The organism is Spirosoma humi, from assembly GCF_054776575.1.
The window spans coordinates 185,345-211,871 of the sequence record NZ_BAAHBR010000001.1 but is presented as its reverse complement, the minus strand read 5'-3'; the positions used below and the strand labels follow the sequence as shown (position 1 = coordinate 211,871).

Below are 26,527 nucleotides of genomic sequence, written 5' to 3'. Positions count from 1 at the left end.
CTTATTTTTATTCAGCCACGCAGTCAATCACTCATTACTTTTTGGCGTAGTAATATAAATTTACGGATGAAGCACTTGCCCGTTCACTAATGGTAAAAAAGCCCTTTGCCTCTTTATCGAAACAGACCGCTTCTCCCTGAGGCTCCAGCCGGGTAACCAATGAGCGCCGGGTGCCATATTGCAGCGCATCCGGAATACTCTGACCGCCATCGCGCTTCCAGTAATACACCGTGGTGTATGTTCTGACCAGAATTTCTTTCCCATCGGGCGAGATAGCCGCCCCCGTTACGTAATTGGCCAGGCCGCCCCCGAACGAAGGTAACTCGCCATAATCGGTAGCGGTAATCAGGTCGCTGGTGCTTTGTGGATAAGCTAATCCGTAGAGGTGTACTTTTTCTTCCCGCTTGGAAATCACATAAATATCTTTCGTTTGGGGATCGACGAACATGGCTTCGGCATCGCGGGGTCCTTGCGGATACCGAAAATTGATTCGGTCAATCGACGTGATTGGCGATTGTAAAGAAGCAGGCTCGGGTAGCCGATAAATCTGGACAGCTTGATATTGAGCGTTGTTGTCTCCGATATCACCGATGTACAGATAGTTGACCCCATCCTGCGGACCTGGCCCGGAAGATAACTCCTCCCAATCGCGATTGACGAGGGTTGGTATTGTAATTTTACCCTTTATGGTTCCATTGTAATCCAGCAATGCCAGTTCGGCCGGGCTGCCACTATCCTGCTCGATCCAGAGCGAACCGGGCTGGCTGCGGCTATCGACCATACCCGATGCTTCGTCAATTTGACCGGGCGTTACGGGATTAACCGTCGGATCGGATGCAAAATTGGCATCGTAAACACTGGGTACGCTGAGTTTGCACGCAGCCGCGGCCATCCCTAAAAACACCAAAATGATAGTACGCATGAAGACTTCCGGTTGATTCAAGTGCCAAAGTAACGAATTGAAAGACGAAAATGATGAACGCGACGACCAGTTTCGCGTAACTGGCATTCCGGATGCGCCCTCACACGGGCAGCAGAATTCGAAATGTAGCGCCCAGACCCGGCCTTCCTTCAGCCAGAATATGTCCCTGGTGGTTGTCGACAACTTTCTGAACAATAGCCAGGCCAATGCCCGTCCCCTGGTACTCGCTCCGGCCATGAAGCCGCTGAAACACCTGGAAAATACGCTCGGCCTGGTTGGGATCAAACCCGATACCGTTGTCGTTAATTTCGATCAGGTGAAACCGCCGGTCAGCATCCGTAGCGATCAACGAGCCGCCCGCCAGATCACGTCCGTGCACCTGGCGGCTTACGATCGTGATCGTAGGCGGCTCGGCGTTTTTATCCGTTTTGGTAAACTTGAGTGCATTACTAATGAGGTTTTGGAAAAGCTGCCGTAGCTGGGCCGCATCGCCCCGAACGGTCGGCAACGGCTCAACGGTTATGATTGCCTTCTTCTCACTGATGGCCGTTTCTATGTCGACCAGTACGTCGGCAACGACCTGATTGAGGTTTACCGGACCAACCGTTTCCCGCTTGGTTGCAATGCGCGAATAGGCTAGTACATCTTTGATCAATATCTGCATGCGGGCCGCAGCCGACTGCATCCGACTAATCATATCAGCACCCGAATCGCCAATCACCGGGGCAAACTGCGACTGAATAATATCACCGAATGCCTGAATCTTACGCAGAGGTTCCTGCAAATCGTGGGAGGCTATGTAAGCAAATTGCTCCAGATTTTTATTTGACCGCTGCAGATCAGTAACCGAGTTTTCCAGTTGTTGCTGCAGTTGCTTCAGGGGCGTATAATCACCAAACGTAACCAGTACATCATCGCCCGATTTGGTGGTCATAATATCCAGCCAGGCATCAATTCCGCCACCATCGTAATGAAAATCAAATCGTTGTGGCTCGCCCGTCACGTATGTTTTATGATACCGCTCGAACAGTCCGTTGGTTTTATAATCCGGAAACCAGGTACTGCCCAAGGCACCAACAACCACCTCCGGCTCCTGTCCTACGTACGATGCCAGTTGCCGGTTGGCCAGTCGGAACCGGAAATCAATGACCTCACCCGCCTGGTTTCGGACAGGAGTGAACAAAAATATACCGGTCTGACACGTATCAATGACGGTTTGCAACTCGGTGGCCGATGCTTCCAGTCGTTGCTGGAGTTTCTTGAGTTCGGTGAAATCCGAGAAGGTCACCAATATATCAGCCCCAACCTTGACAACCGTATAACTTTCCCAGGAATCAAGGTTGTTCGTTTCAAAATGAAAGTTGAAGTGTTGCGTCCGGCCGGTTTCAAAGATGGCAACGTACCGCTGAAACAACCCATTGGTCAGATACTCGGGAAACCATCGACTGACTAACTCGCCCATCAGGGCATCCGGCTCCTGATCAACATAACTGGCAACCATCTGGTTAGCCGTTCGAAAGCGAAAGTCGGCAATTTTACCCGATGCGTTATAGACGGGATTGATCAGGAAAATAGCCACCTGAGCCGAATCAATGACGGTGCGTAGTTCGTCGGCTGATTGCTCGATGGTCAGGGCCGACCGTTTAGTAGCCGATACATCGGTAAAGGTAATGACTAAGCCATCGCCAAGCTTTTGACTAAATACGTCGAGCCAGACATCGAACCCATTCTGATTGTAATAGACTTCGGTGCGGCCGGGTTCACCCGTTTCGGTTGTTCGAACATATAAGTCGAACAAACCGGTTTGCACATTGCCCGGGAAAATCGTCAGCAGCGTACTACCGATCATTTCATCGGGTTTCCAGTTCGCAATCAGCGTGGAACTGCGATTGGCCGCCAGAAAGCTGAAATCGACAATGCGGTTCGTTTCATCCCGGATGGCCTCAAGCGCAATAACACCACTACTTGAGCCATCCAGTACACTATTCAGCAGCTCAGCCTGTCGTTCTGCCTGACTGGCGGTTTGTTCGAGTACGTGCTGAACTCTCTTCAGCTCGGTATAATTGGTAAACGTAATGAGTACATCGCCGTTGAATCGTACGGCCTTTACGTCGAACCACTCATCGAAGCCGTCGACAGCGTAGTTTATCTCAAAATGCCTGTCTTCGCCCGTGTGGAGAACATACGTGCAATGGTCAAAAATCGGTGTATCACGGTAGCTGACAAACCAGTTGGAGAGTAGAGTGCCCTGCAAACGGGCGGGTATCTGACCAACCAGAGCGGCCAGCGTACGGTTTACAATCTCGAACCGAAAATCAACAAGCCGCTTTTCGTCATCGTAAACGGGGCTGATTACAAAGATTCCTGTTTGGGCAATATCGATAACGGCCTGTAAATCGGTCGCCGATTTGAGTATAGCATTTTCGGCAGTACGGGTCTTCGTTATATTGGCAATGGACAAGGTAACCCCATCGCCAAGTTTAACGGCCGCCACGCGAAACCAATCGGACTGTCCATTTCGCCTGTAAGCCAACTCCTCCTGGTAGGGCTGCCCCGTTTCCGTTACCGATCGGTAGTGATCGAACAAGGCCATTTCCTGCGAACCGGGATACAGCGTACGAAACGTATGGCTAAGAAATGTATCGATGGGGTAACTAAGTAAATGCGTTACCATCGAATTGGCATGCGTAAAGCGGAAATCCGTCACAGTGCCCTGTTCATCCCGGATGGCTTCCAGTACCAGAATAGCCTCCTGCGATGCATTTAAAACGCCATCCAGCAGCGTACGCTGGCGCTCGGTTTCGAGGGCCGACTGCTTTTGTTCTGTAATGTCGTTTCCTATTACGACAACGCCATCGTTCAACTTCGTGATCGACGTGTTGTACCAGGCCTGAGGGCCCGGATAGAATTGTTCGACCTGGATGGGTTCGCCAGACTCGATGACCTGGCAAAACAAATTAAACTGACCCGCCTGCCGTGAGTCGGGATTTATCTCAAGCAGCGTTTTACCCGCCACATCAACTCCCAAACGAGCCAGCACACCCGACCGGCCCTGTTCGTTGACGAGCCGAACACTAAAATCCTGAATCTGCCCCTGTTCGTTGCGGATGGCTTCGTAAACAAATACCGTAATCAGCGATGTATTGAGCACGTTATCCAGCAGTGTGCGCTGGCGTTCGGCTTCCAGCGTAAGCTGTTTTTGTTTGGTGATCAGGCGGGTCAGGCTCAGTACACCATCGCCCGCTTTAGAACGGGTCACCGAAAGCCATTGCCCAAGAGCCGTATCGAAATAATCGAACTCCATGGCTCCCCCCCTGTCAACTACGTCACACAACTGATGAAACGTCTGCTCACTAAAGACTTGATAGGCAGGATTGCCGTGGCGAACCGACGTGCCTGCTTCGATCGTGTAGGTGCCTGCTATCGTATGCTGAGCCTTTGGGTTGGCATAGTCAATAACGAAATCAACGATCGGATTTTCACTGAATTCTTTGTCGTCACCGGCAGACTCATCCGATTGATCAGCGGGTTCGCGCACAGCCCGCATCCAAACGACAAGATCGGGCAGTTGATCGAAAAGTTGGGATAAAGAAAGTTGACTGGATAAAGCAGAAAGCATCAGATTGGCAACATAGGCGGCTACAGAGCCGGGTCAAATAGCGAAGCAAGTTACTTAAATTTATGGTATGGCATTTGTAAAGCGGTTTACTTTCAACCCTAATCTATTACACAATGAGATCATTTAATTAGGTTTTATCCTGTTTGGTTTCAAGCAAGACGCAATTCCCGGCAGTCAGATGATAGATGAACATTAGTTAAAGACTCGTTTGTGCTTTACTAGTAAAAGATCATCTTATGCATACGAACTCAATCCGTTTTTTAGCCGCCCTGGTGGCACTTGGCCTGTGTATCAGTTTTATTAGTCGGCCGACGGCCGGCGGCTGGGTCAGCATTTTCGACGGTAAGACACTCAATGGCTGGAAAGTTACTGAAGAGAGCCCGGAAACCTTTAGTGTTCAGGACGGCGCCATTGTGGTAGCCGGACCACGTGCTCACTTGTTTTACGAAGGAACGGTCAACAACCACAATTTCAAAAATTTCGAATGGAAAGCCCAGGTGAAAACCATGCCGGGATCAAACTCCGGCATGTTTATTCACACGGCTTATCAACCATCGGGCTGGCCATCCAAGGGGTATGAAATTCAGGTCAACCAAAGCCACACCGACTGGCGCAAAACGGGGAGTGTTTATGGCCTTCAGGACGTAAAAGAAGTATTTGTGAAAGATGGGGAGTGGTATACCGAACACATTATCGTGCAGGGTAAAAAGGTCATTATCAAAGTGAATGACAAGGTCATCAATGATTACACCGAAGCAGATAGTGTCAGCAACGCCAATTCGGGGAAGAAGCTTAGCAGCGGCACCATTGCCTTACAGGGCCATGACCCCAAAAGCAAGGTATTCTACAAAGACATTCAGATAAAAGTATTGCCGGATTAAGGACGAAAGAAGTACGACAAAGAGAATGTTTCTTACAGGTCTTTTGGCGCATCAGATTGCAACCCGATGCGCCAAAAGACCTGTCTTATTTGAACTGCTGGATGCTATACGCGCTTGCCTGCAGCAGAGCCGGATTTTTGGCAGCTACAGCGGCACTCACCTCTTCGATGCGGGCGTTGATCGTGTAGATCTTGTCGTTTACCAGTACATTGGTTGTGGCCTGATTATAGCCAACCGAATCTGTTTTGACGAGTGAAGCCGTTTGCCAGCCATCGGTACTGCGTATCTGCGACACTTTGTTACGGCCGTTCACAACGTATAAGTCATTGTTGTACAGTACCATTCCGTCGCCGTTGACCAACGTCACGCCTGTTATTTCCGACACGTTGTCCGCATTGGTGAGGTCGACTTTGAAGAGCTTTCCCTCATTTGACTTCACCACAATCAGGAATTTATTAGGGTGGTAAACGATACCGTTCAGGTTGATGCCCTGTGCTCCGCTGAAGAGGGGCGAATTTACAAATATGCTTGCCCTGGATGTGTCGGCGGGCACTTTGTAGATGACCGGAGCGAATGAATCCGTTACGTATGCATTTCCCTGATCGTCGAAGGCGATGTCATTGGCGTAGTGATTGACTCCTGGCAGGAGGGCCGCCAGATCGACCCGCCGTATGGCCTGCCTGGATGTTAGATCATAAATAAATAACCCGGCCGTTTTAAGTGCCGTTTGGGCCGTGCTCTTATCCGAAACACCCTGATCACCATTACATACGTAAAGCTGGTTGTTCCGCACTTTCATACCAACGCTGCTGATCAACTGTCTATCGTCGGCAATAAAATCGGTATACTGGCCCGTTGCATCTACCGTTCCCACTTTTCCCTGCGTAATTGAACCGATCAGAAATTGACTGAATGACGGCGCATAGGTTATCCCTTCGGGGTATTGCCGGGTGGCTGAAACCGGGATCCGTTCGGGAATAACGGGGGCGTCGAATACGGGATCACTTGTGTTACAGGCCGTAACACAGGCTGTTAGGGCGAGGAGTCTGTACGCTGAACGAACCATACGAAGCAAGTTAATTTGTAGCTGTTTAGTTGGATTGTTAAATATAAATCACCCATGTTGATAAATGTTTAACTCCTGATTGATCTTTACGGTATGGTTGAACAAATCACGGCAAAACCATCTGGCCCCCTTTTTCGTTCTACCCACATACAAAATCACTCAACCCCTATGAACCACTTCACCACCCTGACCGAAGCCATGGAAGACCTTCGGAGCCGCGGATACACGCACGAGTTTGGTCCTAAAAAAGATTTTCTGGAAGAAATAAGCACCGAAACGAAGCTAAGGGGCGAAGAATTTAACGTCGATGAATTTCACCGCTTCGAAGGAACCTCTGACCCTGGCGACGAAATGACCCTGTATGCCATCACAGCTTCGAATGGTATGAAAGGCGTTTTTGTATCGGCACAAGGTACGTATGCAAATGAAGTATCGCCTGAGCTGATGGCCAAGTTCAATGTTTCCGATCGCGCCAATGTCAATACGGACGGGGCCGTGAAGCCCATTGACCCTATTTCAGCGGCCTAATAAGTCATTTCCGCGATATTTGCAAGAAAAAAGCCTGGAACATGTAAAAATTTCCAGGCTTTTTCACTATATTTGCGGCCTTTACAAAAAACACGCCGTCCTATTTGGTGCTAACACATTATGAAGTTATCCGAATTCAAATTTGATTTACCCGAAAGTCTTATAGCCAAATACCCGGTTGAGCGGGGTGAATCGCGGCTAATGGTCGTGGACCGAAAAGCCAAAACTATTGAACACAAGCAGTTTTCGGATATGCTGAGTTACTTCAGCGATGGCGACGTGATGGTGATCAATAACACCAAAGTGTTTCCGGCACGGTTATACGGCAATAAAGAAAAAACAGGGGCTAAAATAGAAGTATTCCTTTTGCGGGAACTGAACCGCGAAATGAAACTTTGGGATGTCCTGGTCGATCCCGCTCGTAAGATTCGGGTGGGTAATAAACTATATTTTGGCGACAGTGATCTGGTTGCCGAAGTTATTGACAACACAACGTCGCGTGGCCGTACCATTCGCTTTCTATTCGACGGAAATCACGAAGAGTTTATGAAGGCGGTGGATGAATTGGGCGAAACGCCTATTCCGCGCGAAATGAACCGGGAAGCCGAAGAAGCCGACCGCGATGCTTACCAGACGGTTTTCGCCCAGCACGTAGGTGCCGTAGCGGCTCCGACTGCCGGATTGCACTTTACCCGCGCCATGATGAAGCGCATGGAAATTAAAGGCGTTCATTTTGCTCCCGTTACCTTACATGTTGGCCTGGGTACGTTTCGTCAGGTCGATGTAGAAGATTTGACCAAGCATAAAACAGATTCGGAAAACTACCGGATCGAAGAAGAATCCGCCAAGATTGTCAACACGGCTCTCGACGCCGGTAAACGGGTATGTGCTGTAGGGACTACATCACTCAAAGCCATTGAATCGTCGGTGTCGGCCAACAGTCGGCTGAAACCCGTTGAAGGCTGGACCGATAAATTTATTTTCCCCCCGTACGATTTCAAAATTGCCAACTCGTTGCTGACGAGCCTGCACCTGCCGGAGTCTATCCTGATCATGATGACAAGCGCCTTCGGTGGTCACGAACTCATCAAAGAAGCGTATCAGGTAGCTATCAAGGAGAAATACCGTTTCTTCAGCTATGGCGATGCGATGTTGATTATTTAACCAGTCAGCCTGAATAGTCAATAGTCATTTTAGTAATTTTGGGGCCTTGTGCCCCTTTTTTTATGACTGATTTTGATCGCCCTTTGGACACTCCCCTAACGACCAACTTTGCTATCATCGTGGCGGGGGGAAATGGCAGCCGGATGAAGTCCGACATACCCAAGCAATTTCTGCTTTTGAAGGGCAAACCCATTCTTCAGCACACAATCGAGCAGTTTCTGTCCGTTGATCTTCCAGTGAATTCGGATCCGACAGGAGGCTCAGCCTCTGAAAAAATCAATATCATCCTCGTCCTGCCCGAACGCGAACGCGCTATCTGGGATCGGCTCTGCAACGAAAACAACTTCCATCCTGCCATTAAAACGGTGGCGGGGGGGAATACCCGTTTTCAATCGGTGCGTAACGGCCTGGATGCCATTGAGGCTCCTGATGGCTTAGTCGCTGTTCACGACGGTGTCCGGCCGTTTGTCTCCCCCGAAATTATCCAGACCAGTTTCGAAACGGCATTCCGAACAGGCTCGGCTGTCACCTGTGTACCGGTCAAGGATTCGGTTCGGGTCGTTGGCGACGATGGGGTTAGCCGGGCCGTCGACCGAAGTCAGTATCGGTTAATGCAAACACCCCAGACCTTTCGGCTGGATTTGTTCCGGCGGGCTTTTCAAACCCCGGAGCAGGCTTTCTTTACCGATTGTGCCAGCGTGATGGACTATGCCGGTTTCCCGATTACCCTGATCGACGGCGCGTACGAGAACATAAAAATCACCACGCCGGAAGACTTACGCTAATGCGCCACCGCTTCGCTCCTGACTACTATGCTACGGGCATACTCGCTGGCGACCGACTGGTTCTGAGTCAGGCGATTACCCTTATTGAGAGCCGAAGATCCGATGACCAGGTGTTGGCTCAACAGGTTCTGGAGCGTATTTTACCGAACACGGGTAAGTCCGTTCGGATCGGCATAACGGGCGTTCCCGGCGTTGGCAAAAGTACCTTTATCGAGTCGTTTGGTACGTACCTAACGGGACTGGGCCATCGGCTGGCTGTTCTGACTGTCGATCCAACCAGCCAGCGTTCGGGGGGGAGTTTGCTGGGCGACAAAACACGCATGGAAACCCTCTCGCTGAACCCAGATGCCTACATACGCCCTTCTCCGGCCGGCGACTCACTGGGCGGTGTGGGCCATCGCACCCGCGAAACAATGCTACTGTGCGAAGCGGCTGGTTTCGATCTTATTCTGGTGGAAACCGTCGGAGTCGGGCAGTCAGAAACGGTTGTTCATGGCATGGTCGATTTCTTTCTCCTGCTCATGCTGGCCGGGGCCGGTGATGAACTGCAGGGAATGAAACGCGGGATTATGGAACTGGCCGACGCACTGGCCATTACTAAAGCCGACGGCGATAACCAGCAACAGGCCAACCGCGCTCGCGTGGAGTATCAGAATGCGCTTCATCTGTTTCCACCCACGGGCAATGGCTGGTTCCCGCCGATACTCACCTGCTCGGCCGTTACGGGTGCGGGTATCGATACGCTTTGGGCAACCATTCAGCAGCAGCAGCAACTAACCACCGCCAACGGCTACCGCGACCGTCGACGGCAGGAACAACAACTGACCTGGTTTCGGTCGTTGTTACGCCAACGACTAGAAAGCCGCTTTTACGACCAGCCTGGCATGCGAAACAGACTGGCGGAGGTCGAAAAGCAGGTTCGGGCAGCAGCGTTGCTCCCAGCTCCGGCAGTAGACAAGTTATTGAGTCAAAATTTGGTTGACTGACGCTCCCCGGAATAGCTGATGAGCAACTAGCTGATTTATTCCAGTAACAGGTTGATATTGACTAAAAACGTGAAGCCGTTCTGCTATCGCCTTTTCAGACGTTAACAAAACGGCTTCACGTTTATCATCCAGTTATACCTGGTTAATAAAATTGGATAAACAATTAGGAATTTCCCAATGTCCGATCTGGCTCGTTCGCACGAGTTGCCGGAATAGTTGCATCCGTTGTACTGGTGTTCCAGTCGGCATTGGCCGTATCGGTGTCATCTTCAGACAAAGGAGGCTGCCCCCAGGAAGCCCGTTTCGATTCTTCTATTTCTTCGCCTGAGATTCCCGTTGCCTGATCGGGCTCCGCTGCCGTGGCTTGTGTATCTACGTAGTCTTCCGGTACATCGACATCACTGCTACCGGCTACACGGGATGGCAGGTCGTTATCAAGATTCTTATCGTTCAACTGAGCTAATTCTGGGGGAATACCCATTGTATTGTGCATACGCTGAGCCGCATACGACTCTGTGCTCTCTTTGCGGGAATTGCTACTTACGCTCATAACGTTGATTAGTTAAGTGTTGAGAATTTAAGAAAAGCCATGACCCAGGCGTTCGCTAATAGGTCGGTTTATTGTTGAGATCGGTACCAGTTTCAGCTACTTCCTCTTCACGTTCCTGCTGATCCTTGTCGTCCTTCTGCTGGTCGTTCTGTTTTTTTGCCTCTTCCTGTGCATTGGGTACCGAAATCTGATCAGCAGACGCATAATCATCAGGCCCCTCCGTAGTCACATCGACCATAGCCGTGTTCGTTTTTACCTCATCAGCTACAGCAGCGTTGGCTCCCTCTTCGGTTACTTCCATCGTGCTATTGGTGGTGTCACCCATTCGGATTACACCATTCTTGCTATCCATATCGATGCTACCCATACCCCGAATATTGCGTCCATCCTGGCCGCCACGAACCTGCTCACTATCGAGTCCATTCGCAGAATTTTCCTGCTCGAAGGTATTTACATTATCACCAGTCTGCCGGTCTACATCGGTATCGTCGGAACCAAACGGACCTTCGGTACGACCCGTAATTTGGGCATCTTCACGTTCTACATCCTTTTCCTCTTTCATGGCGTTGAGTCAGCTTATTTCATAGATTAACTTCTATTTGGGGAAAAGGTTTATTATCCGTTTGAACAAGATTATGTTTAGAAAAAGCCTAGAATGGGAACAGTAAATCAAGAAATAATCACCTACCGCTTAATCAATATACATGCCGTATAATATACATAAAAGCCCATAGGATCAGGTAACGGTGGTTTAACTAGTATATTTCCTCCTTAAATACAGGGGCTTATCAAAATCTTTGATGTTTCCGACAAGCGGAACAGGTAGAGAATTTACCGACCTATTTTCTGTAGGAGTAAACCGGATGAGCTTCTTTGAAAACTCGAATTTTAATAGTTGGATAAAGCGTAATGCAGAAAGCGGGATGACACTGTCGACCCGCTTTTTTTATGCCATTATACTTCTCAAAAGCCTTTTCCTGCCAAGCCCGATATACTGACGCTGCATTACCTCAGCGCAGCCTTCACGATGGGGCCCGTACCGAACACAAAAAAGGGAGGCCATCGAATTGATGACCTCCCTTCTAACAAACCACTACTCAAAACTAGTCTACATCCCAGAATATCTTGGTCGCAAATACATCAATGTTACCCTGAGCCGTCACATTAGCTGAGTTTGAGCCCCCTTCAGTGTTTGGATAGAAAAGACGAACAGGCCGTTTGTTATCCGGTACCTGAATACTTTGTGGCGTAACCGGCAGGTTCGTCCGACGGTATTCGGCCCAAGCCTCCAGACCGTTGAAGTTGGTCAGCGCAATCCATTTCTGGATCGCAATGGCGGCCAGTTTATCAGTCGACGCATCCCAATCGTAGTTCTGAATCTTACTACCCTTGAACGCGGCTGCACCGGCAGTGTTGGCACCCAGAACACGGAACGACTGGACGATACCTTCTTCAAAATAGGCTTTAGCTGCACTTGGCAGAGTTACATCAGCATACCGTTGCTTGGCTTCGGCCAGCAGGAATTGGATTTCCGACGCAGTCATGATAATGTATGCCCGGTTGTACTCACCCTTTACGATTAAACTTGGTCCTAAAGAAACGGTATTGGCGGGCAAATAGCCTGAACTGGCGCCAAATGGTGTTCCCGAATAATTGTCCATAATTTCAGCTTTCGTACTCACACCGGGTGTGTTGCTGTTTTCTCCCCCATTGGCGTACGCAATCCGCTTCAGCCGCAGGGTATCACCAGCTGCTTTGAGGCTATTCACCAGAAATTGCGTTGGCCGAGGGTAGTTGTTCAAGGCCCGTTTGGCACCCGTAGCATCGTACCCCCAGCGATCGTAGACAGGATTTAACTGACCAGCGGCTGGTTGAAAGAACGATGGACCACCAATACCAACATCGGTTCCCGTAATAAAGCCCGAGCCCTCGGTCACAATTTTGTTGACCTCCGTCTTGATGTACGCATCCCGGCCGGAAACTTTGGACTGGCGAATCAGAATGCGCATTTTCAGTGAATTGGCAAATTGAATCCATCTCGTGGTATTGCCACTAAAAACAAGATCCGACGTACCGAAGCCACCGGTAAATGGATTCGCTTTCAGATCGGCGATGGCCTCATCCAAGGAGGTGATCAACGACTCATAAACCGCCTTCTGATCATCGAATTTTGGGGCCAGCACAGCAGCCGCTTTCAACGCATCCGTATACGGTATATTCCCGTACAAATCGACCAGTTGCTGATAAAGCATTGCTTTCATCACTTTGGACGGGCCTTTCAGAAACTTCTGATTGTTCGCATCGGCGTTGTTGATCACGAACTGATAGTCTTCCAGATTGTCGTAATAGGTGTCCCAATAGTTGAAATCGCCATTGGTAAATTGATACGCAAACTGGGTGGTCGTGATGATATACCCGTTCCCCTGCGACCATTGACCAGCCCAGTAAAAACCGAGTTCGTTTGATCCCTGCACATTCGTATTTCCGGCAATGTTCGTCGCCGTCGTATTCAGTGCATTCGTAAATACATAGTTGGGCGAAGAGGTTGGCAACTGGTTTGGATTCGTGTTAATATCCAGAAATGATTTGGTATTACAACTACTACCCACTGCCACTAAGGCAGCTATAATTAGTGTTTTGAATTTCATATCAAGTCAATGTTGATGTTACTAGAAAGTAAGATTGATGTTGACACCATACTGGCGAACAGGCGGGGTCTGGCCGGTCGTATTGATACCAATCCCGAGAGCTGACGTCGTTGTAGGCGATGTGGTTGCCTGACTTCCTGGCGATGGATTGCCAACACTACTAAACTCAGGGTCTGTGTAGTAATTCAGCTTATCGACAATCGTGAGCAGATTACGGCCATACAAAGCGATACTGGCTCCGCTGAAGATCTTCGTCTTATTCATCAGGCCTTGTGGCAGACGATACGACAGGTTAATGTCTCTAAGTTTGATGAACCAGGCGGGCGTAACGAAGTTCTCCGAAATCAACCGGTAGTTATCAACCCAAAGGGAATACTCGGCTTCGCGTACGTTCACACTCGTGTTGGGCACTACTGTCGTTCCATCTGGTCCCAGGTAGGCCGAGTTCGGGAAGATGTGTGGCGCGCGATCTTCGGTCCACTTACCCGTTCCGGTAAAGGTCATCTGACGACCCAGGTCACTGAACATGACGTTGCCACCACGATACTCGAAGTTGAATGTGAATCCAAAGTTACCATACTCCATTTTGGAACCCAGACCAGCAATGTGACGGGGCAACACACCACCCCTTGGCAGTAGGGAGGTATTGCGTATTGGATACCCCGTTGTGGCGTTGACCAATACACGACCTGAGCCATCAGGTGCATACTGATACCCATCTGTTTTTAGGATCGGGAAACGAGAATCTTTGATTACGTTAAGATTGGCGTATGAAAGAGGAGTAACGCCGTTTCCACTACCATACTGAAACTCGTTGATACCTGGGTACAGGTCCACGACTCTGTTGTCGTTGTACGAATAACGAACGCTGGCATCCCAGGAGAACTTACCTCCTCGGGCAATCAGGTATTTCACTTCGGCTTCATAGCCCCAGTTTTTCGTTTCGCCCACGTTGATCAGCAAATTCTGAAAACCAGTCGAGTTTGGCACCCGAACCGTAATTACCTGCCCTTTAGAATTCTGCGTATAGGCCGATACGTCGACGTTGATGCGGTTGTTTAGCAATTGAAATTCAGCCCCGATTTCGGACGAATAAACCGTTTCAGGTTTTAAGTTTGGATCAGGCAGGGTATTGCCAACCGTCAGACCAACCGTGTTGCCATATGGAAAGCTTGTTCCGTTTGGATAGGTCAGGTCCAGCCCGTACAACGGAATATTGTCGTTGGCATTTTTGTTGTAGTTGGCGCGTAGCTTGAAGTAGTTCAGGAACTCGCTCTTGATGCTCGGGAAAGCGTCGCTGGCAATGAATGAAGCGGCCACTCCATAATAGGGGTATGACCAGAAACTAGCATCGCGGTTTGGTTTGTAGAACTTAGATGTCTGATCGAAGCGGAATGAACCGTTCAGAATCAGGTAGTTCTTGTAGTTCATTGTCAAATCGGCGTAATAGCCCAGCCGACGTTCCTGCGTAAGAATCTGTCCACCCGTCAGGATGCCCTGGCGGTTTGATACGTTATATACGTCAGGTACGACGATCGAGCTTGACCCGACAGCCATATTGTTCGTCGTGCGCTGGTATAGGCTGTTACCTAAAATTAACCGATTCGACAGCGGACCCAGATCTTTCGCTAATTGAATCTGGAATTCGTTATTAATGACGTTTTCTGTTCCCGAATAATCGTTTACAGAACCGGGAACGTCTGTAATAGCCCGGTAAATACCCGTGCCATCACCATCCCGGAAGAACGGAGCGGGGATAAATGACTTGGACTTAGCCCAGTCAGAGTACGTAAACTTACCCGTCGTGTTCTTACCCGTCCGGGAATTGTTCATAACGCCAAGCCGGTTGGTGACCGACAGCCAGTTGGTAGCCTTGAGTGTCAGACTCAGGTTACCGTTTATGTTTGCATCCTTGTAGTTCAACCGATTGTTGTCGGCATTGAAATACGGGTTGTTGTAATAATCATTGTAAAAACCGTTCGGGTTTGCCAACGGATTGTTCCGCCAGTCGCGCAGGTCATTTAGTGGCAGGTTGGCTGGCTGGTTGAGTACATCGTTGTAAAAATCAGATGACGTACGATTATAAACGCCCTGTACATACCCGGCATTGAAGCTGGCCGTCAGTTTGCCGTATTCCTTCGTAGCCGATAGACGCGTACCCGTCCGAACACTCTTGTCATTGGGAACAATGCCGTTTACGGATTGATTTTCAATCGACATGTAGAACGAACTCGTTTCGTCGCCCCCCTGAAAATTGATCTGGTTATTCACCGAAACACCCGTATTGAAGGCTTTCCGACGCGCATCTTTCACCGCCGAATACGGAATAATGAGCTGGCTACCGTCTTCGGCCGTCCGTCCCTGAATCCGCATCGAGCCGTCAAACATATCGCCATACTGCTGGTTTTCGTACGAACGCCAGTTATCAGCCATACGAGCCAGGTAATCCGTTTTATAGCCCGCCGTACCGAACGCCGTAGCATAGTGCGAACCCGAACCGTACTTATCCTGAATCTGAGGCAGGAAGCTGATCTGCTCGAAGTTCGTGCTGTTTGAATAGTTCACTTTCAGCTTGCCTTTTGCCCCCCGCTTGGTGGTGATAATGATGGCCCCGTTGATACCCGACGAACCATACAGCGTAGCTGCCTGACCACCTTTCAGAATGGACACACTCTCAATATCGTTGGGATTGATCGTCGACAAAATGGTTGAGGTTGTCTGCATACCATCGAGTACGACCAGGGCTTCGTTGTTACCCGTCAGCGAACGATACCCACGCAAAACGATTTTCACGGCTGGGTCGACGCTGTTGTTGACGTTATACACGGCCAGACCCGTTACTTTCCCGGAGAGCGCCTGCGCCAATTGGGGCGAACGACCAACGGTTACATCTTCCGTTGCTACTTTGGAAATAGCGTACCCAATTTCCCGCTGGCTCTTCCGAATACCCTGGGCCGTTACAACAATTTCCTGAAGTTGCGAAGCGTCGGGTTTTAAGGCCAGGTTAATAGACGTCTGATTGTCAAGCTTTACGCTTTCCGTGGCGAAACCGATAAAGCTAACCTGTAACGTTGCGCCCTTTTCGGCACTGATCTGGAACGTTCCGTCTGAGTTGGTAGTGGTTCCCTGGCTGGTTCCCTTGATAAGGATAGTCACACCGGGTAGTGGCGATCCGTCTTCTGATGAAGTGACCTTTCCAGTGATGGCCCTGTTTTGGGCAAACAAAGGAATAGCGAGTAGGCACAGTATGAACTGTGTCAGTAGAAATTTACGCATGCGACAATGTTTAAGTTAAGAAGTGGTACTTAAGTATAAAACTTTAAGCAAAATTATTAAAAAACTATTAAATACAATATTTTAATATCATCCTAAAAGAATTAGCGAATAGTTGAATAAAGCCTAAAATTTAAAATAATATTCTACTAAATCGCTATTAATCATAATAGCGTTATACAGCGAAATACAATATACCAACTTTATTTTTTTAATCTTATTTTAATACAGGGTCATTTTGGGTTACTTATCGCTTTAGCAAAATCGTTTGTATTATCAACTTCTGACCAAATCACTAAATTTAATAATTACGCACTTTTTTCAGGTATAAATAAGCGAACTACAGAGGGGTATATTCAAAGAAAAAAGATAGCTAATCATAAACATTCCATATAATATATCGGTTAAATAGAAAAAAGTAGAATTTATAGGTAATATAAGCGTATCAATTACTTAAATCAGCTAGCCCCATTACTTAAGTATATATACTAAAAATACAATTTTTCAGTTTAGCCCTTCCACTTACATCCCAATTAGTAATAGAAAAGTTTTTCTAAAAAAAGCGGCCATATTACCGGTATATTACCATTTCGTTCACTAAAAAAACATTAATTTTGTCTTTTCTTAACTCAGCAATCTAAACAAGACCCGTTACGTTTTATGAGAAAAATTATAATTGGGAGCTGGTTACTTTCGCTCCTTTTCTGCTTGCCATTATTGGCTCAGGATGCGGCAGTAACAGGTCGTGTGACTTCATCAGATGATGGTTCAGGTCTGCCCGGTGTAAGTGTCATTGTCAAAGGCACAACGCGGGGAACAACAACCGATGCAAACGGTAACTACCGGATCGTCGCCGAACCATCCGTTACATTAACATTTTCGTTTGTTGGCTTTAAATCCCAGGATGTAGCTGTTGGAAACCGTAGTGCTGTCAATGTTGTCTTAACGCCCGATGCGTCGACGTTAAATGAGGTTGTCGTAACTGCTCTGGGTATTCAGCGGACCGAACGGGAAATAGGGACTTCAGTTGCCCGTATCAGCAACTCCCAGATCACGCAGGCGGCTCCGATCAACGTAGCCAACGGATTAACAGGGAAAGTGTCCGGCTTGCAGATCAACACAACCAACAATGGTGTGGGAGCAGGTGTCCGGCTTACGCTACGCGGCAACCGCTCTTTTCTGGGCAACAACCAGGCATTACTGGTTGTCGATGGCGTCATTTCAGACATTAGTTTTCTGTCATCGATCAACCCGAATGACATTGAAAACACGACCGTTCTGAAAGGCCCCAGTGCCGCAGCGCTTTATGGCTCCGATGCCTCGAACGGAGCGCTTATCGTTAATACCGTACGCGGTACCAAAAACAACAAACCGCAGATCACCTACACCAACAATACGCAGTTCGAGAGCATATCGTACATGCCGGGCCTGCAAACCCAGTTTGGTGCCAACGGTGGCGAAGCACAACCCTTTTATGATCGTAACTATGCCCGGCAGTATGTACCTTATGAAAACCAGCAATTCGGTACGCCGTTTGACGGTTCCATCCAACCACTTGGCTACGGTGTTCAAATTCGGGATGCCAACGGAAACGTTCGAATCGATACGCTGAAAATTCCTTACTCATCGCCCAGTAAAGATCCTCGCAAGGCCTTTTTCAACACAGGCGTTACGCAGCAGCATGATGTTTCGTACCGCATTGGCGATAACCAGAATTACTTTGGCTTAAGCTTACAGCGTGTTGATCAGAAGGGAGTTGTTCCCAACGACAAATACCAACGCACGAACATTGGCATCCGGGGCGGCCGGTCGGTCGACAAGTTTACGACGAATGCGAGTGTGCAGTTCACGTATCAGAATACGAACACGGAGAATGGTGACTTCAACCAGAACCGACCTGTATACTGGAACGTGCTGAACCAACAGCCACAGGCACCCCTGAACAGTTATCCACTCAACGACATCACCTCTCCTTACGGCGATGTAAACGGATTTTATAACGCGTATTACCCAAACCCTTACTGGCAGATAACCGGCGATAACTCCCGGAAAGTCACCAGCTTATACACGTTGCAGGGCTCAGTTGATGCGTCGTACAAGTTTACAAACTGGTTAAGCGTGTTATACCGGGTAGGCGGACAGATGTACAACTCACAACTGAAAGCTCATATTGCCGATGTGACGTTCTCCGACTACGCCACCGGCGATCCCTGGGAAGCGGGTAACATAGCTTCGTCAGCGGGTGGTCATACGAATGCCACCGTACAGGATGCTACGCAGTTGAGAACCCGTTTCACGGGTGACCTGCTCGTTACGGTGAACCCTAAGTTCGGTGATTTCACGACCCGACTGATTCTTGGTCAGCAAACTCGTCAGGAGTATTCGCGCAGTACTTACGACTATGCGGGCGCACTGGTCGTACCTGGCACATACAACGTCGCTAACCGGTTAGGAAATGCGACTCTGGCAGAATACAGCAGCCAAAACCGTCTGCTAGGTGCCTTCGGTGACCTGACATTGGGATACAAAGACGCGTTGTATATCCACGCAACAGGCCGCAATGACTGGACCTCCCTTTTATCGCCCAGCAACCGGTCCTTCTTCTACCCAAGTGTCGATGCATCGATCGTCCTGAGTGAGTTGATTCCTTCGCTGAAAAACAACCGTGTGCTTAGCTATGCTAAACTCCGGGGCGGCTTGTCGAAAGTAGGTCAGGTAAACGTAGCGCCTTATCAGTTGCAGAACGTGTTCAACCCAGGTACGGGCTTCCCATTTGGTAGCCAGGCGGGTTTTGAGCAAAGCAACCAGCAGAACGACCCTAACCTAAAGCCAGAATTTACGAATAGTAAGGAAGTAGGGATAGAAGTAGGCTTGTTTGATCGGTTCAACCTCGAAGCGGTTTACTACAATACCGTGACAACAAACCAGACGGTGCCCATCGGCATCTCGCAGGCAACAGGCTATTCGACAGCGCTGATCAACACGGGTAGCATGCAAAACCAGGGAATTGAACTGGACTTGCGGACAATAAGCCCACTGGTCAAGGCGGGTGGTTTCTCCTGGGATATCAACGCAAACTTCACCTACCTGACCAGCAAGGTAACGGATCTGTATCAGGATCTGCCCCGGATTAATATTCCCTACGGGTCTGATCCCTACCGGCCAACCCTAACGGGTGGTGCCTCGAACGTATACGCAGCCAAAGGGTATGCATACCCAGCCCTATTTGTCAGCGACATTCAGCGTATTCAAACGACGGACCCCAAGGCGCCTAATTACGACGCGAGCGGGCAGTATGCCGGCCGCCCCGTGGTAGACGCCACAGGCTATCCTATCCTGGACCCTACGCTGAGATATGCCGGTACAACACAGCCTAAATATCGCTTCGGCTTCACGAACACGTTTAAATTCAAAGGCCTGACGCTGGCAGCCGTAGTCGAATACCGTGGTGGTGCCGTTATTTACAATGCCCTGGGTAATGCCCTTGAGTTTACGGGAGCGGGTATCCGGTCGGTTTACGCTGGTCGGCAGAATTTTGTGTTCCCGAACTCTGTGCTGGTTTCCAGTAATCCAGATGGTACAACGACCAGTATTACCCCAAATACGAACGTAACGACCAAAGATGGCAACCTGGTTTTCTGGACCAACTCGGGTTATCATAACGCAGCATCGAGCTACGTAACGAGCGCCGATTTCTGGAAACTGCGCGAAGTGGTACTGAGCTACAACATTCCAGCTTCGATTTTGGGTTACACCAAATTCATCAAAACGCTGAATGTGGCTCTGACGGGTCGTAACCTGATTATGCTTCGTCCAAAAACGAACGTATTCACCGATCCTGAGTTCTCGGGCGGTACAAACGCCAACGATACCAGTAACGCGGTCGGTACGACAACCGAATACCAGACGCCCCCAACGCGGCTTTACGGATTCCGGCTCAGCTTTGGATTTTAATTTCTAATTCAGCAAACAACGATGATTCATATAAAACGACTGACAGCGGGCTTACTGGCCGGGCTGTTGATGGTAATGACAGGTTGCAAAGACTACCTGGAAGTGAATAATAACCCAAACCAGGTGACGGCAGCCACTCCGCAGTTAGTACTGCCGGATGCGCTGGCTACAACAGGCTGGTATCTTACGGGTAATACACCGAGTGGTGCTGCGGGTAACTTTTATTTCCTGAACCTGTGGATGGGCTACTGGAACTGGAGCGGTAACTATTCGATTGCGACATCGGACAAGAACTACCAGTTTACCCAGGGATTCAACAACAGTATCTGGACGAGTGCTTACCTCAACCTGAAGAACTATAACTACGTCGATACGCAGGGAGCTACCCTCGGCCAGCCACTGCTGCAGGGTATGGCCAAGATCATGAAAGCCCTGCATTTCCAGATTCTGGTCGATACGTATGGTGATGTTCCGTACACGTCAGCTTTGCAGGGAACGTCTAATATTCTGCCGACGTACGATAAGGGGCAGGATATTTATGAAGACCTCTTCAAGCAGATCGATGCGGGTATGGCGCTGCTCGCCAAAGGCGATGGTACCCTGAATCCGGGTCCAAATGACATCATGTTCCAGGGCGACATTAAGAAATGGCTCAAGTTCGGTAACACGTTGAAGCTGCGCATGTTGCTTCGTCAGTCGGAAAAGTCGGACCGGGCGTCGTTTGTTCAGGCGCAATTAGCGACTATAAAAGCCTCGGGCTATGGCTTCCTGGGCGCGGGCGAAAATGCGGCTGTTAATCCGGGTTACTCAAACTCGCAAAACATGCAAAGTCCGCTTTATGGGGCGTTTTATGCCATCAATGGCAATCCAACAACGCTTAACAACCAGTACAAAGGGAATCTTTATGGGATCACATTTTATAAAAACACGAATGATCCTCGTTTAGGAGCTTACTACCGTCCCGTGGCAGGCACGACCAGTAACTTCAATGGTACCCTTTTTGGCACCACCGACGTATTGGTAAATAGTCAGGTATCCGACATTGGACCAGGCGTATTGAAGAAAGTTGATCAGAGTTCTCCTATTCTGCAATCGCACGAAAGTCTGTTCATGCAGGCCGAAGCAGCACAACGGGGCTGGATTACGGGTGATCCAAAAACTTTGTATCAGTCGGCTATATCGGAGTCGTTCGTTAATGTTGGGCGTACGGCCGCTGAAGCAACGGCCTATTATTCGCAGACTGGCGTAGCAAACGTAAACTGGGAAGCCTCGACCAACAAAATCGAAGCCATTATTACGCAGAAATGGGCATCGGAAAACGGAACGGCTCCGTTCGAAGCTTGGTCAGATTACCGGCGTTTAGGGTTACCATCCACTATTCCGATTTCGCAGGACCCCAGCACGACGGTGCGGCAAATTCCGCTTCGTCTGTTGTATCCAACAGGGGAATACAGCACGAACGCAGCCAATGTTGGCGCTCAGGGTACGATCAATCAGTTTACGAGCAAAATCTTCTGGGAGAAGTAATGCCTAACCAAAACAAGCACACAACCATGAACAAATTCTTTAGTATTATCGTGGCCGCGAGTTTGGCAGTTGGTCTGACTTCGTGCCTTAAGGACGATGAACACTTCGTCGATTTTGCCGGTGCTGGCTATGTCGCCGAGATTCCTTATGTAGCAAACCGGAGTATTCTCAATACAACCGATTCCTTGAGAAGAACGAGCACAACCGCTTACGTTTTTCCGATGGATATAAACATCGCTTCGCCGAATCCACCAACGCAGGACATGCAGGTGGGCGTGGCGATCGATCAGGCGGCACTAACGGCGTATAACACCGCCAACAAGAAGGCTTATCAGTTACTGCCGTCAACGGCGTTTCAGTTGACGAACCCAACGGTAACCGTGAAAGCAGGCACTCGAATCGGGACGGTGAATATTAGCATTCAGCCGAATCAGATTCCTGCCACAGGTGGCCCTTTCGCGATACCGCTTAGCATTACAACGGTACCCAGCAATGTGGTCATCAGCGCCAACTACCATACCGAAATCATTGCCGTTCCGTATAAGTAGTGGGTACCATTACGCCCTAGACAATAAAAATGCCTGCCAATAATGGCAGGCATTTTTATTGTTCTTAAGCAACTCTATGCAGAGGAGAAGTTAAACAGACTGGGCTTCGATTGCTTCTTTCTTCTCCTGATTCTGTCCCGTGAGTTCGGCCAGCAATTCAGCCACATTCACCGTAGCAAAGCTACTGGCATAGTCAGCCATGGCATACGGGATGATCAGTTCACCATTGTTGATGAGGCCTCCGCAGCTATAAACAACGTTGGGCACATACCCTTCCCGTTCGTTTTCGTCGGGGCTCAGAATGGGTTCGCTGGTGCGACCGATAACCTTGCAGGGGTCGTTGAGATCAAGCAGGAAAGCCCCGATAGCGTATTTACGCATGGGCCCAACACCATGACTCAGAACCAGCCAGCCAGCTTCCGTCTCGATGGGGGAACCGCAGTTACCCAGTTGCACATACTCCCAGTTGTAAGTCGGCTTCAGGATAAGTTCTTTCGTCTGCCAGAAGTACAGATCGTCGGAATACATCAGGTAAATATTCTCTCCGTCCTGCCGCGAAATCATGGCATATTTGCCGCCAATTTTACGGGGGAACAAGGCCATTCCTTTGTTAGACACTTCAGCTCCGTTTAACGTACTAACGCTGAAATGAGTAAAGTCTTTGGTCTCCAGAAGTTGCGGAAACGTGACGCGGCCATTGTAAGCGGTATAGGTAGCATAGAACGTTACTTGCCCGTCGTCGTCGGTAAACTGGACAAACCGTGCATCTTCAATGCCGTTCGTTTCGTTTGGCGATGTCGGAAAAATACACCGCTCGTCCAGGCTTTGATCATCGTCGAAGTGGATTTCGTAATTCGATTTGCCCAGGGCCAGCAGACCGCTCGCGATGGTATCATACTCAGCGTTGTAGCGATATTGAGCCAGTACACGTTTGATCTGTGCTTCCAGTTCCGGCAGGCTAAACTCATCCCCCAGCCCTGCCATCATTTTCTCCTGGATGCTGTTTTCCAGCCGCAATTCGTAAAGTTTACGTTCAAACATCGTCCGGTTGAACCGGTGATTGGGCACAATTTCCGGCGATGTTACATAGCGCGACGGTTGCCGTAAAACAATCTTACCGGCCTCGTCAATGTACCCCATCCGAAACGAGATCGATGAAACGTGACCTTCACCCGTTGCCCGCAGACTCAGAATAAAGCGTTTGTAGCCGGGAGGAACATTCGTCTGGTCGGGGTGCCAGATCATGGATGGGTTAAACAAAGCAGCCGACTCAAGCGAATATTCCATCGTGAAATACGCGCCCAGCAGGAGCTTCCGATCGTCGGTGAGCGGCTCGTCGGTCAGCAAGTGGGGTTTTATCTGCTCGAACCGATTCAACAGAAAACGTTCGAGCTTGTAATGACGACCACCAAATTCCCGAATTACTTCATCCAGTTTTTGTTCGGCCTCTTCATCAGTCATACTTCCCACACGGGCCACGATCTTTAAAGTTCTGGTCGTACTTCCCAAGTCAAAAGGACGAAACAAAACACGGGTTGGGTCCGGCCGCAGCACAATGCCAGTCCGAATGGCTTTTATACTCATTAGTATCAATACGTTAGTGAATGACCAATTAATAATTAGTAAGCGCTCAATGTGCAAAAGGTAAACACTGCTTCACACATTACTTACTCTTTACAACTTGATCACTCACTAACTTATTATCTTGTTTTTTACTTACCCATTCATCATAGCTGGCATAGCTACGTTAACGGACTTTACGTCAGGCCGTTGCTTCTGGCTTTTATACAACTCAGCCAGGGCTAACAAATAAGAGAGGGTAGATTCCGCACCCTGGTTCTGATTGACACGGTCGATGTGCAAGCCATCGCGGCAGCCGCCCGTTTGCTGATCATAAAGCGGCAGGCCCAGGTCATTATAGCCCGAGAACCATTTAAAGATACGGATAGCCGTTCGATGCCACTCATCTTCACCGGTAGCCGCATAAGCAGCCAGGCAAGCGGAAATTGTACTCTGCGCTTCCAGCGGCTGCTGGTCGAAATAAGCGCGGGTTTGCCCTTTGGTATAAAAACCGTTTGAGCCAATGGGCTGGAATTGACCATGTGGCGATGTCTGTAAACCAATGATCCAGCGTAAGGAATTCAGACCGATATCGACCAGGTGTTTATCGTTCGACCGAATCAGGACATGCGCCAGAACGGCATTGTCGTACGACAGGGTATTCTCGAACCAGGGCCAGTCTTCCGTTGCCGTTTCGGTGTAACGGAAAGTAAGTTTGTCGAGTAGCTGACGCTCGAGCGTTTTAGCCAGACGATCGTCGTTGAATTTTTTCTGGTACTCATAGATGCCCAGCAGCGCAAACGCCCACGAACGAGGAGACGACATAGACGCCACCGTTGGCAATACCTTCTCGAACAGGCTCATGGCCCACGTAACCGTGTTTCTGTCTGCCGACCGGCCAATGCAGGTGCCAAGCGCCCAAATGGTACGACCGGTACTGTCATCGGAACCAAACTCTTCGAGCCAGCGACGGTCGTAACTCATAAAGTTTCGAAAACGCCGGTGATCTTCCGTATAGGCGTGGTTGATGAATGCACAGTAATTATCGGCTGCCTTGGCTAGCTTCTGATCACCCAGGCCCGCACTTTGAAGCGTCAGGGCCAGAATCAGCGCCCGGGCATTGTCATCGGTGCAATAGCCCTCATCGTAAAAGGGCAAATGGTGACGGGCATGCTGGATAATACCGGTTGAATCCGTCAAACGGAACAGGTGATCGAGCCGGAGAGCCGGCAGTTTAAAGACCAGACTACTGTGCGCCCCAACCGCGTAAACGGCCTGGTTGTTGACCGTACTCATACGCTCCTGCCGGGCATGAGCAAACGAATCGGCATAGGCCTGGATAGCGCGTTCCCAAATCATCTCGCGCCCCATCATATACGCTTTCTTGCGGATCTGATGCCGTCTCGGCTCGTCGCTCAGCAAGTCGATGATCTCCGTAGCAATCGCATCCGAATCGCCAAAAGGCACCAGAACGCCCCGACCATCGGCCAGCAGTTCTTCTGCATGCCAATAGGGCGTCGATACGACAGCCTTCCCGCAGCCAAACGCGTACGACAACGTTCCGGATGTGATCTGTGCCGGATTCAGGTACGGCGTGATGTAGATATCAGCCGCCCCCAGGTATTCGAGCAGACCATCCAATTCGACAAACTGATTGTAGAACCGGACATTATCCCGAACGCCACAATCCTTGGCTAATTTTTTCAGGCTATCCCGATAAGCCTCCCCTTCATGTTTGATCAAATGGGGATGGGTAGCGCCCAACACCATGTAAACCACATTTGGGTACTGTTCAACGATCCGTGGCAGCGCCCGAATCACATTTTCAATCCCCTTGTTGGGCGACAGCAGGCCAAACGTCAATAGCGTTTGTTTTCCCTCCATGCCAAACTTGTCTTTGAAGAAATGCGGATCGACGAACGGCATATCAGGAATACCATGCGGAATAAGATCTATTTTTTCTTCCGGTATTTCGTAAATGTTTATCAAAAAGTCGCGGCCTTTCTCCGACATACAGACCACACGGGACGACAAGTCGGCAATGCTTTTCAGCACCAGCAACTGGTCTTCGTTCGGGTCTTTCAGAATCGTGTGGAAAGTGGTCACGATGGGCATCGTCAGGTTACGAAGCAGGGTCAGAATGTAGTTACCAGCAGGACCACCATAAATGCCATATTCATGCTGGAGGCAGACAACATCGACATCTTTCGAATTCAGAAACTCAGCCGCTTTCTGGTAAGCGTTCTGATCGTGCTGGTAGAAATCATACCGCACTTCAGACGGATAGTCGTAGCCGTCGGGCGTATCGTTAACCGATACAACCAATGCCCTGGAATCAGGTATAAATGAGTCGTAAGAAAGGTAAAGGTCTGATGTGAAGGTAGCGATACCACACTGACGGGGGAGATAATCGCCGATGAACGCTACGTTCTTAGGGTTGTGTCCCCACACGGATGCGTCCGTTTCTGTTTGATCAGAATGCTTATGATTGATCATGCCGGGTCGGTTCGTATGAG

Annotated in this window: 17 protein-coding genes; 8 read left to right on the top strand and 9 right to left on the bottom strand. The window is 49.4% G+C overall.

Annotated elements, in window-relative coordinates; all coding sequences use genetic code 11:
- Positions 1–34: 34 nt before the first annotated feature.
- On the bottom strand, positions 35–922 hold the full coding sequence (locus tag ACYU8Y_RS00880) for a PE-PGRS family protein (protein WP_460933231.1): 888 nt from the start codon (positions 920–922) through the stop codon (positions 35–37).
- Positions 923–1,022: 100 nt separating this feature from the next.
- On the bottom strand, positions 1,023–4,541 hold the full coding sequence (locus ACYU8Y_RS00875; RefSeq protein WP_460933229.1) for a PAS domain-containing sensor histidine kinase: 3,519 nt from the start codon (positions 4,539–4,541) through the stop codon (positions 1,023–1,025).
- Positions 4,542–4,777: 236 nt separating this feature from the next.
- On the opposite strand from ACYU8Y_RS00875, the gene ACYU8Y_RS00870 reads away from it, so the two are divergent.
- Complete coding sequence (locus ACYU8Y_RS00870) at positions 4,778–5,422, top strand: 3-keto-disaccharide hydrolase (protein ID WP_460933227.1); 645 nt, start codon at positions 4,778–4,780, stop codon at positions 5,420–5,422.
- Between the two features lie 85 nt (positions 5,423–5,507).
- On the opposite strand, the gene ACYU8Y_RS00865 is transcribed toward ACYU8Y_RS00870, so the two are convergent.
- Entirely contained in the window at positions 5,508–6,488 is a 981-nt protein-coding gene (locus ACYU8Y_RS00865) for a gluconolaconase (RefSeq protein WP_460933225.1), read from the bottom strand.
- Between the two features lie 168 nt (positions 6,489–6,656).
- Between ACYU8Y_RS00865 and ACYU8Y_RS00860 the strand changes: the two genes are divergently transcribed.
- The 4 genes from ACYU8Y_RS00860 (at position 6,657) to meaB (ending at position 9,951) form a co-directional block, all read left to right on the top strand.
- Positions 6,657–7,016 carry a hypothetical protein gene (locus tag ACYU8Y_RS00860; protein ID WP_460933223.1) on the top strand — a complete coding sequence of 120 codons (360 nt, stop codon included), beginning with the start codon at positions 6,657–6,659 and terminating at the stop codon, positions 7,014–7,016.
- A 120-nt stretch (positions 7,017–7,136) separates the two neighbouring features.
- Positions 7,137–8,180, top strand: coding sequence for a tRNA preQ1(34) S-adenosylmethionine ribosyltransferase-isomerase QueA (gene queA, locus ACYU8Y_RS00855; RefSeq protein ID WP_460933221.1), 1,044 nt, complete (start codon positions 7,137–7,139; stop codon positions 8,178–8,180).
- Between the two features lie 62 nt (positions 8,181–8,242).
- Complete coding sequence (locus tag ACYU8Y_RS00850) at positions 8,243–8,965, top strand: 2-C-methyl-D-erythritol 4-phosphate cytidylyltransferase (RefSeq protein ID WP_460933219.1); 723 nt, start codon at positions 8,243–8,245, stop codon at positions 8,963–8,965.
- On the top strand, positions 8,965–9,951 hold the full coding sequence (gene meaB, locus ACYU8Y_RS00845; RefSeq protein ID WP_460933218.1) for a methylmalonyl Co-A mutase-associated GTPase MeaB: 987 nt from the start codon (positions 8,965–8,967) through the stop codon (positions 9,949–9,951). Before ACYU8Y_RS00850 ends, meaB begins: the two co-directional genes overlap by 1 nt.
- A 163-nt stretch (positions 9,952–10,114) precedes the next feature.
- On the opposite strand, the gene ACYU8Y_RS00840 is transcribed toward meaB, so the two are convergent.
- From ACYU8Y_RS00840 to ACYU8Y_RS00825, 4 genes are all read right to left on the bottom strand, one after another.
- Positions 10,115–10,501, bottom strand: coding sequence for a hypothetical protein (locus ACYU8Y_RS00840; RefSeq protein ID WP_460933216.1), 387 nt, complete (start codon positions 10,499–10,501; stop codon positions 10,115–10,117).
- 55 nt (positions 10,502–10,556) lie between these two features.
- Positions 10,557–11,063 (bottom strand): hypothetical protein, encoded by a 507-nt coding sequence (locus ACYU8Y_RS00835; protein ID WP_460933214.1) that lies wholly within the window; start codon positions 11,061–11,063, stop codon positions 10,557–10,559.
- A 541-nt stretch (positions 11,064–11,604) separates the two neighbouring features.
- Positions 11,605–13,149 carry a SusD/RagB family nutrient-binding outer membrane lipoprotein gene (locus ACYU8Y_RS00830; RefSeq protein ID WP_460933212.1) on the bottom strand — a complete coding sequence of 515 codons (1,545 nt, stop codon included), beginning with the start codon at positions 13,147–13,149 and terminating at the stop codon, positions 11,605–11,607.
- A 21-nt stretch (positions 13,150–13,170) separates the two neighbouring features.
- Positions 13,171–16,425, bottom strand: a complete 3,255-nt coding sequence (locus ACYU8Y_RS00825) for a SusC/RagA family TonB-linked outer membrane protein (protein ID WP_460933210.1) — start codon at positions 16,423–16,425, stop codon at positions 13,171–13,173.
- A 657-nt stretch (positions 16,426–17,082) separates the two neighbouring features.
- On the opposite strand from ACYU8Y_RS00825, the gene ACYU8Y_RS00820 reads away from it, so the two are divergent.
- Genes ACYU8Y_RS00820 through ACYU8Y_RS00810 form a run of 3 tightly spaced genes read left to right on the top strand, consistent with a single transcriptional unit; the run spans position 17,083 to position 22,451 of the window.
- Entirely contained in the window at positions 17,083–20,376 is a 3,294-nt protein-coding gene (locus ACYU8Y_RS00820; protein ID WP_460933208.1) for a SusC/RagA family TonB-linked outer membrane protein, read from the top strand.
- A gap of 21 nt (positions 20,377–20,397) precedes the next feature.
- Positions 20,398–21,903, top strand: coding sequence for a SusD/RagB family nutrient-binding outer membrane lipoprotein (locus tag ACYU8Y_RS00815; protein ID WP_460933206.1), 1,506 nt, complete (start codon positions 20,398–20,400; stop codon positions 21,901–21,903).
- Between the two features lie 26 nt (positions 21,904–21,929).
- Positions 21,930–22,451: a DUF1735 domain-containing protein gene (locus ACYU8Y_RS00810; protein ID WP_460933204.1), complete on the top strand. Its 522-nt coding sequence runs from the start codon at positions 21,930–21,932 to the stop codon at positions 22,449–22,451.
- 90 nt (positions 22,452–22,541) lie between these two features.
- Here the strand turns inward: ACYU8Y_RS00810 and ACYU8Y_RS00805 are convergent, their stop codons facing one another.
- Complete coding sequence (locus ACYU8Y_RS00805; protein WP_460933202.1) at positions 22,542–24,035, bottom strand: glycoside hydrolase family 130 protein; 1,494 nt, start codon at positions 24,033–24,035, stop codon at positions 22,542–22,544.
- 132 nt (positions 24,036–24,167) lie between these two features.
- On the bottom strand, positions 24,168–26,507 hold the full coding sequence (locus ACYU8Y_RS00800; protein WP_460933608.1) for a glycosyltransferase family 4 protein: 2,340 nt from the start codon (positions 26,505–26,507) through the stop codon (positions 24,168–24,170).
- Between the last annotated feature and the right edge of the window lie 20 nt (positions 26,508–26,527).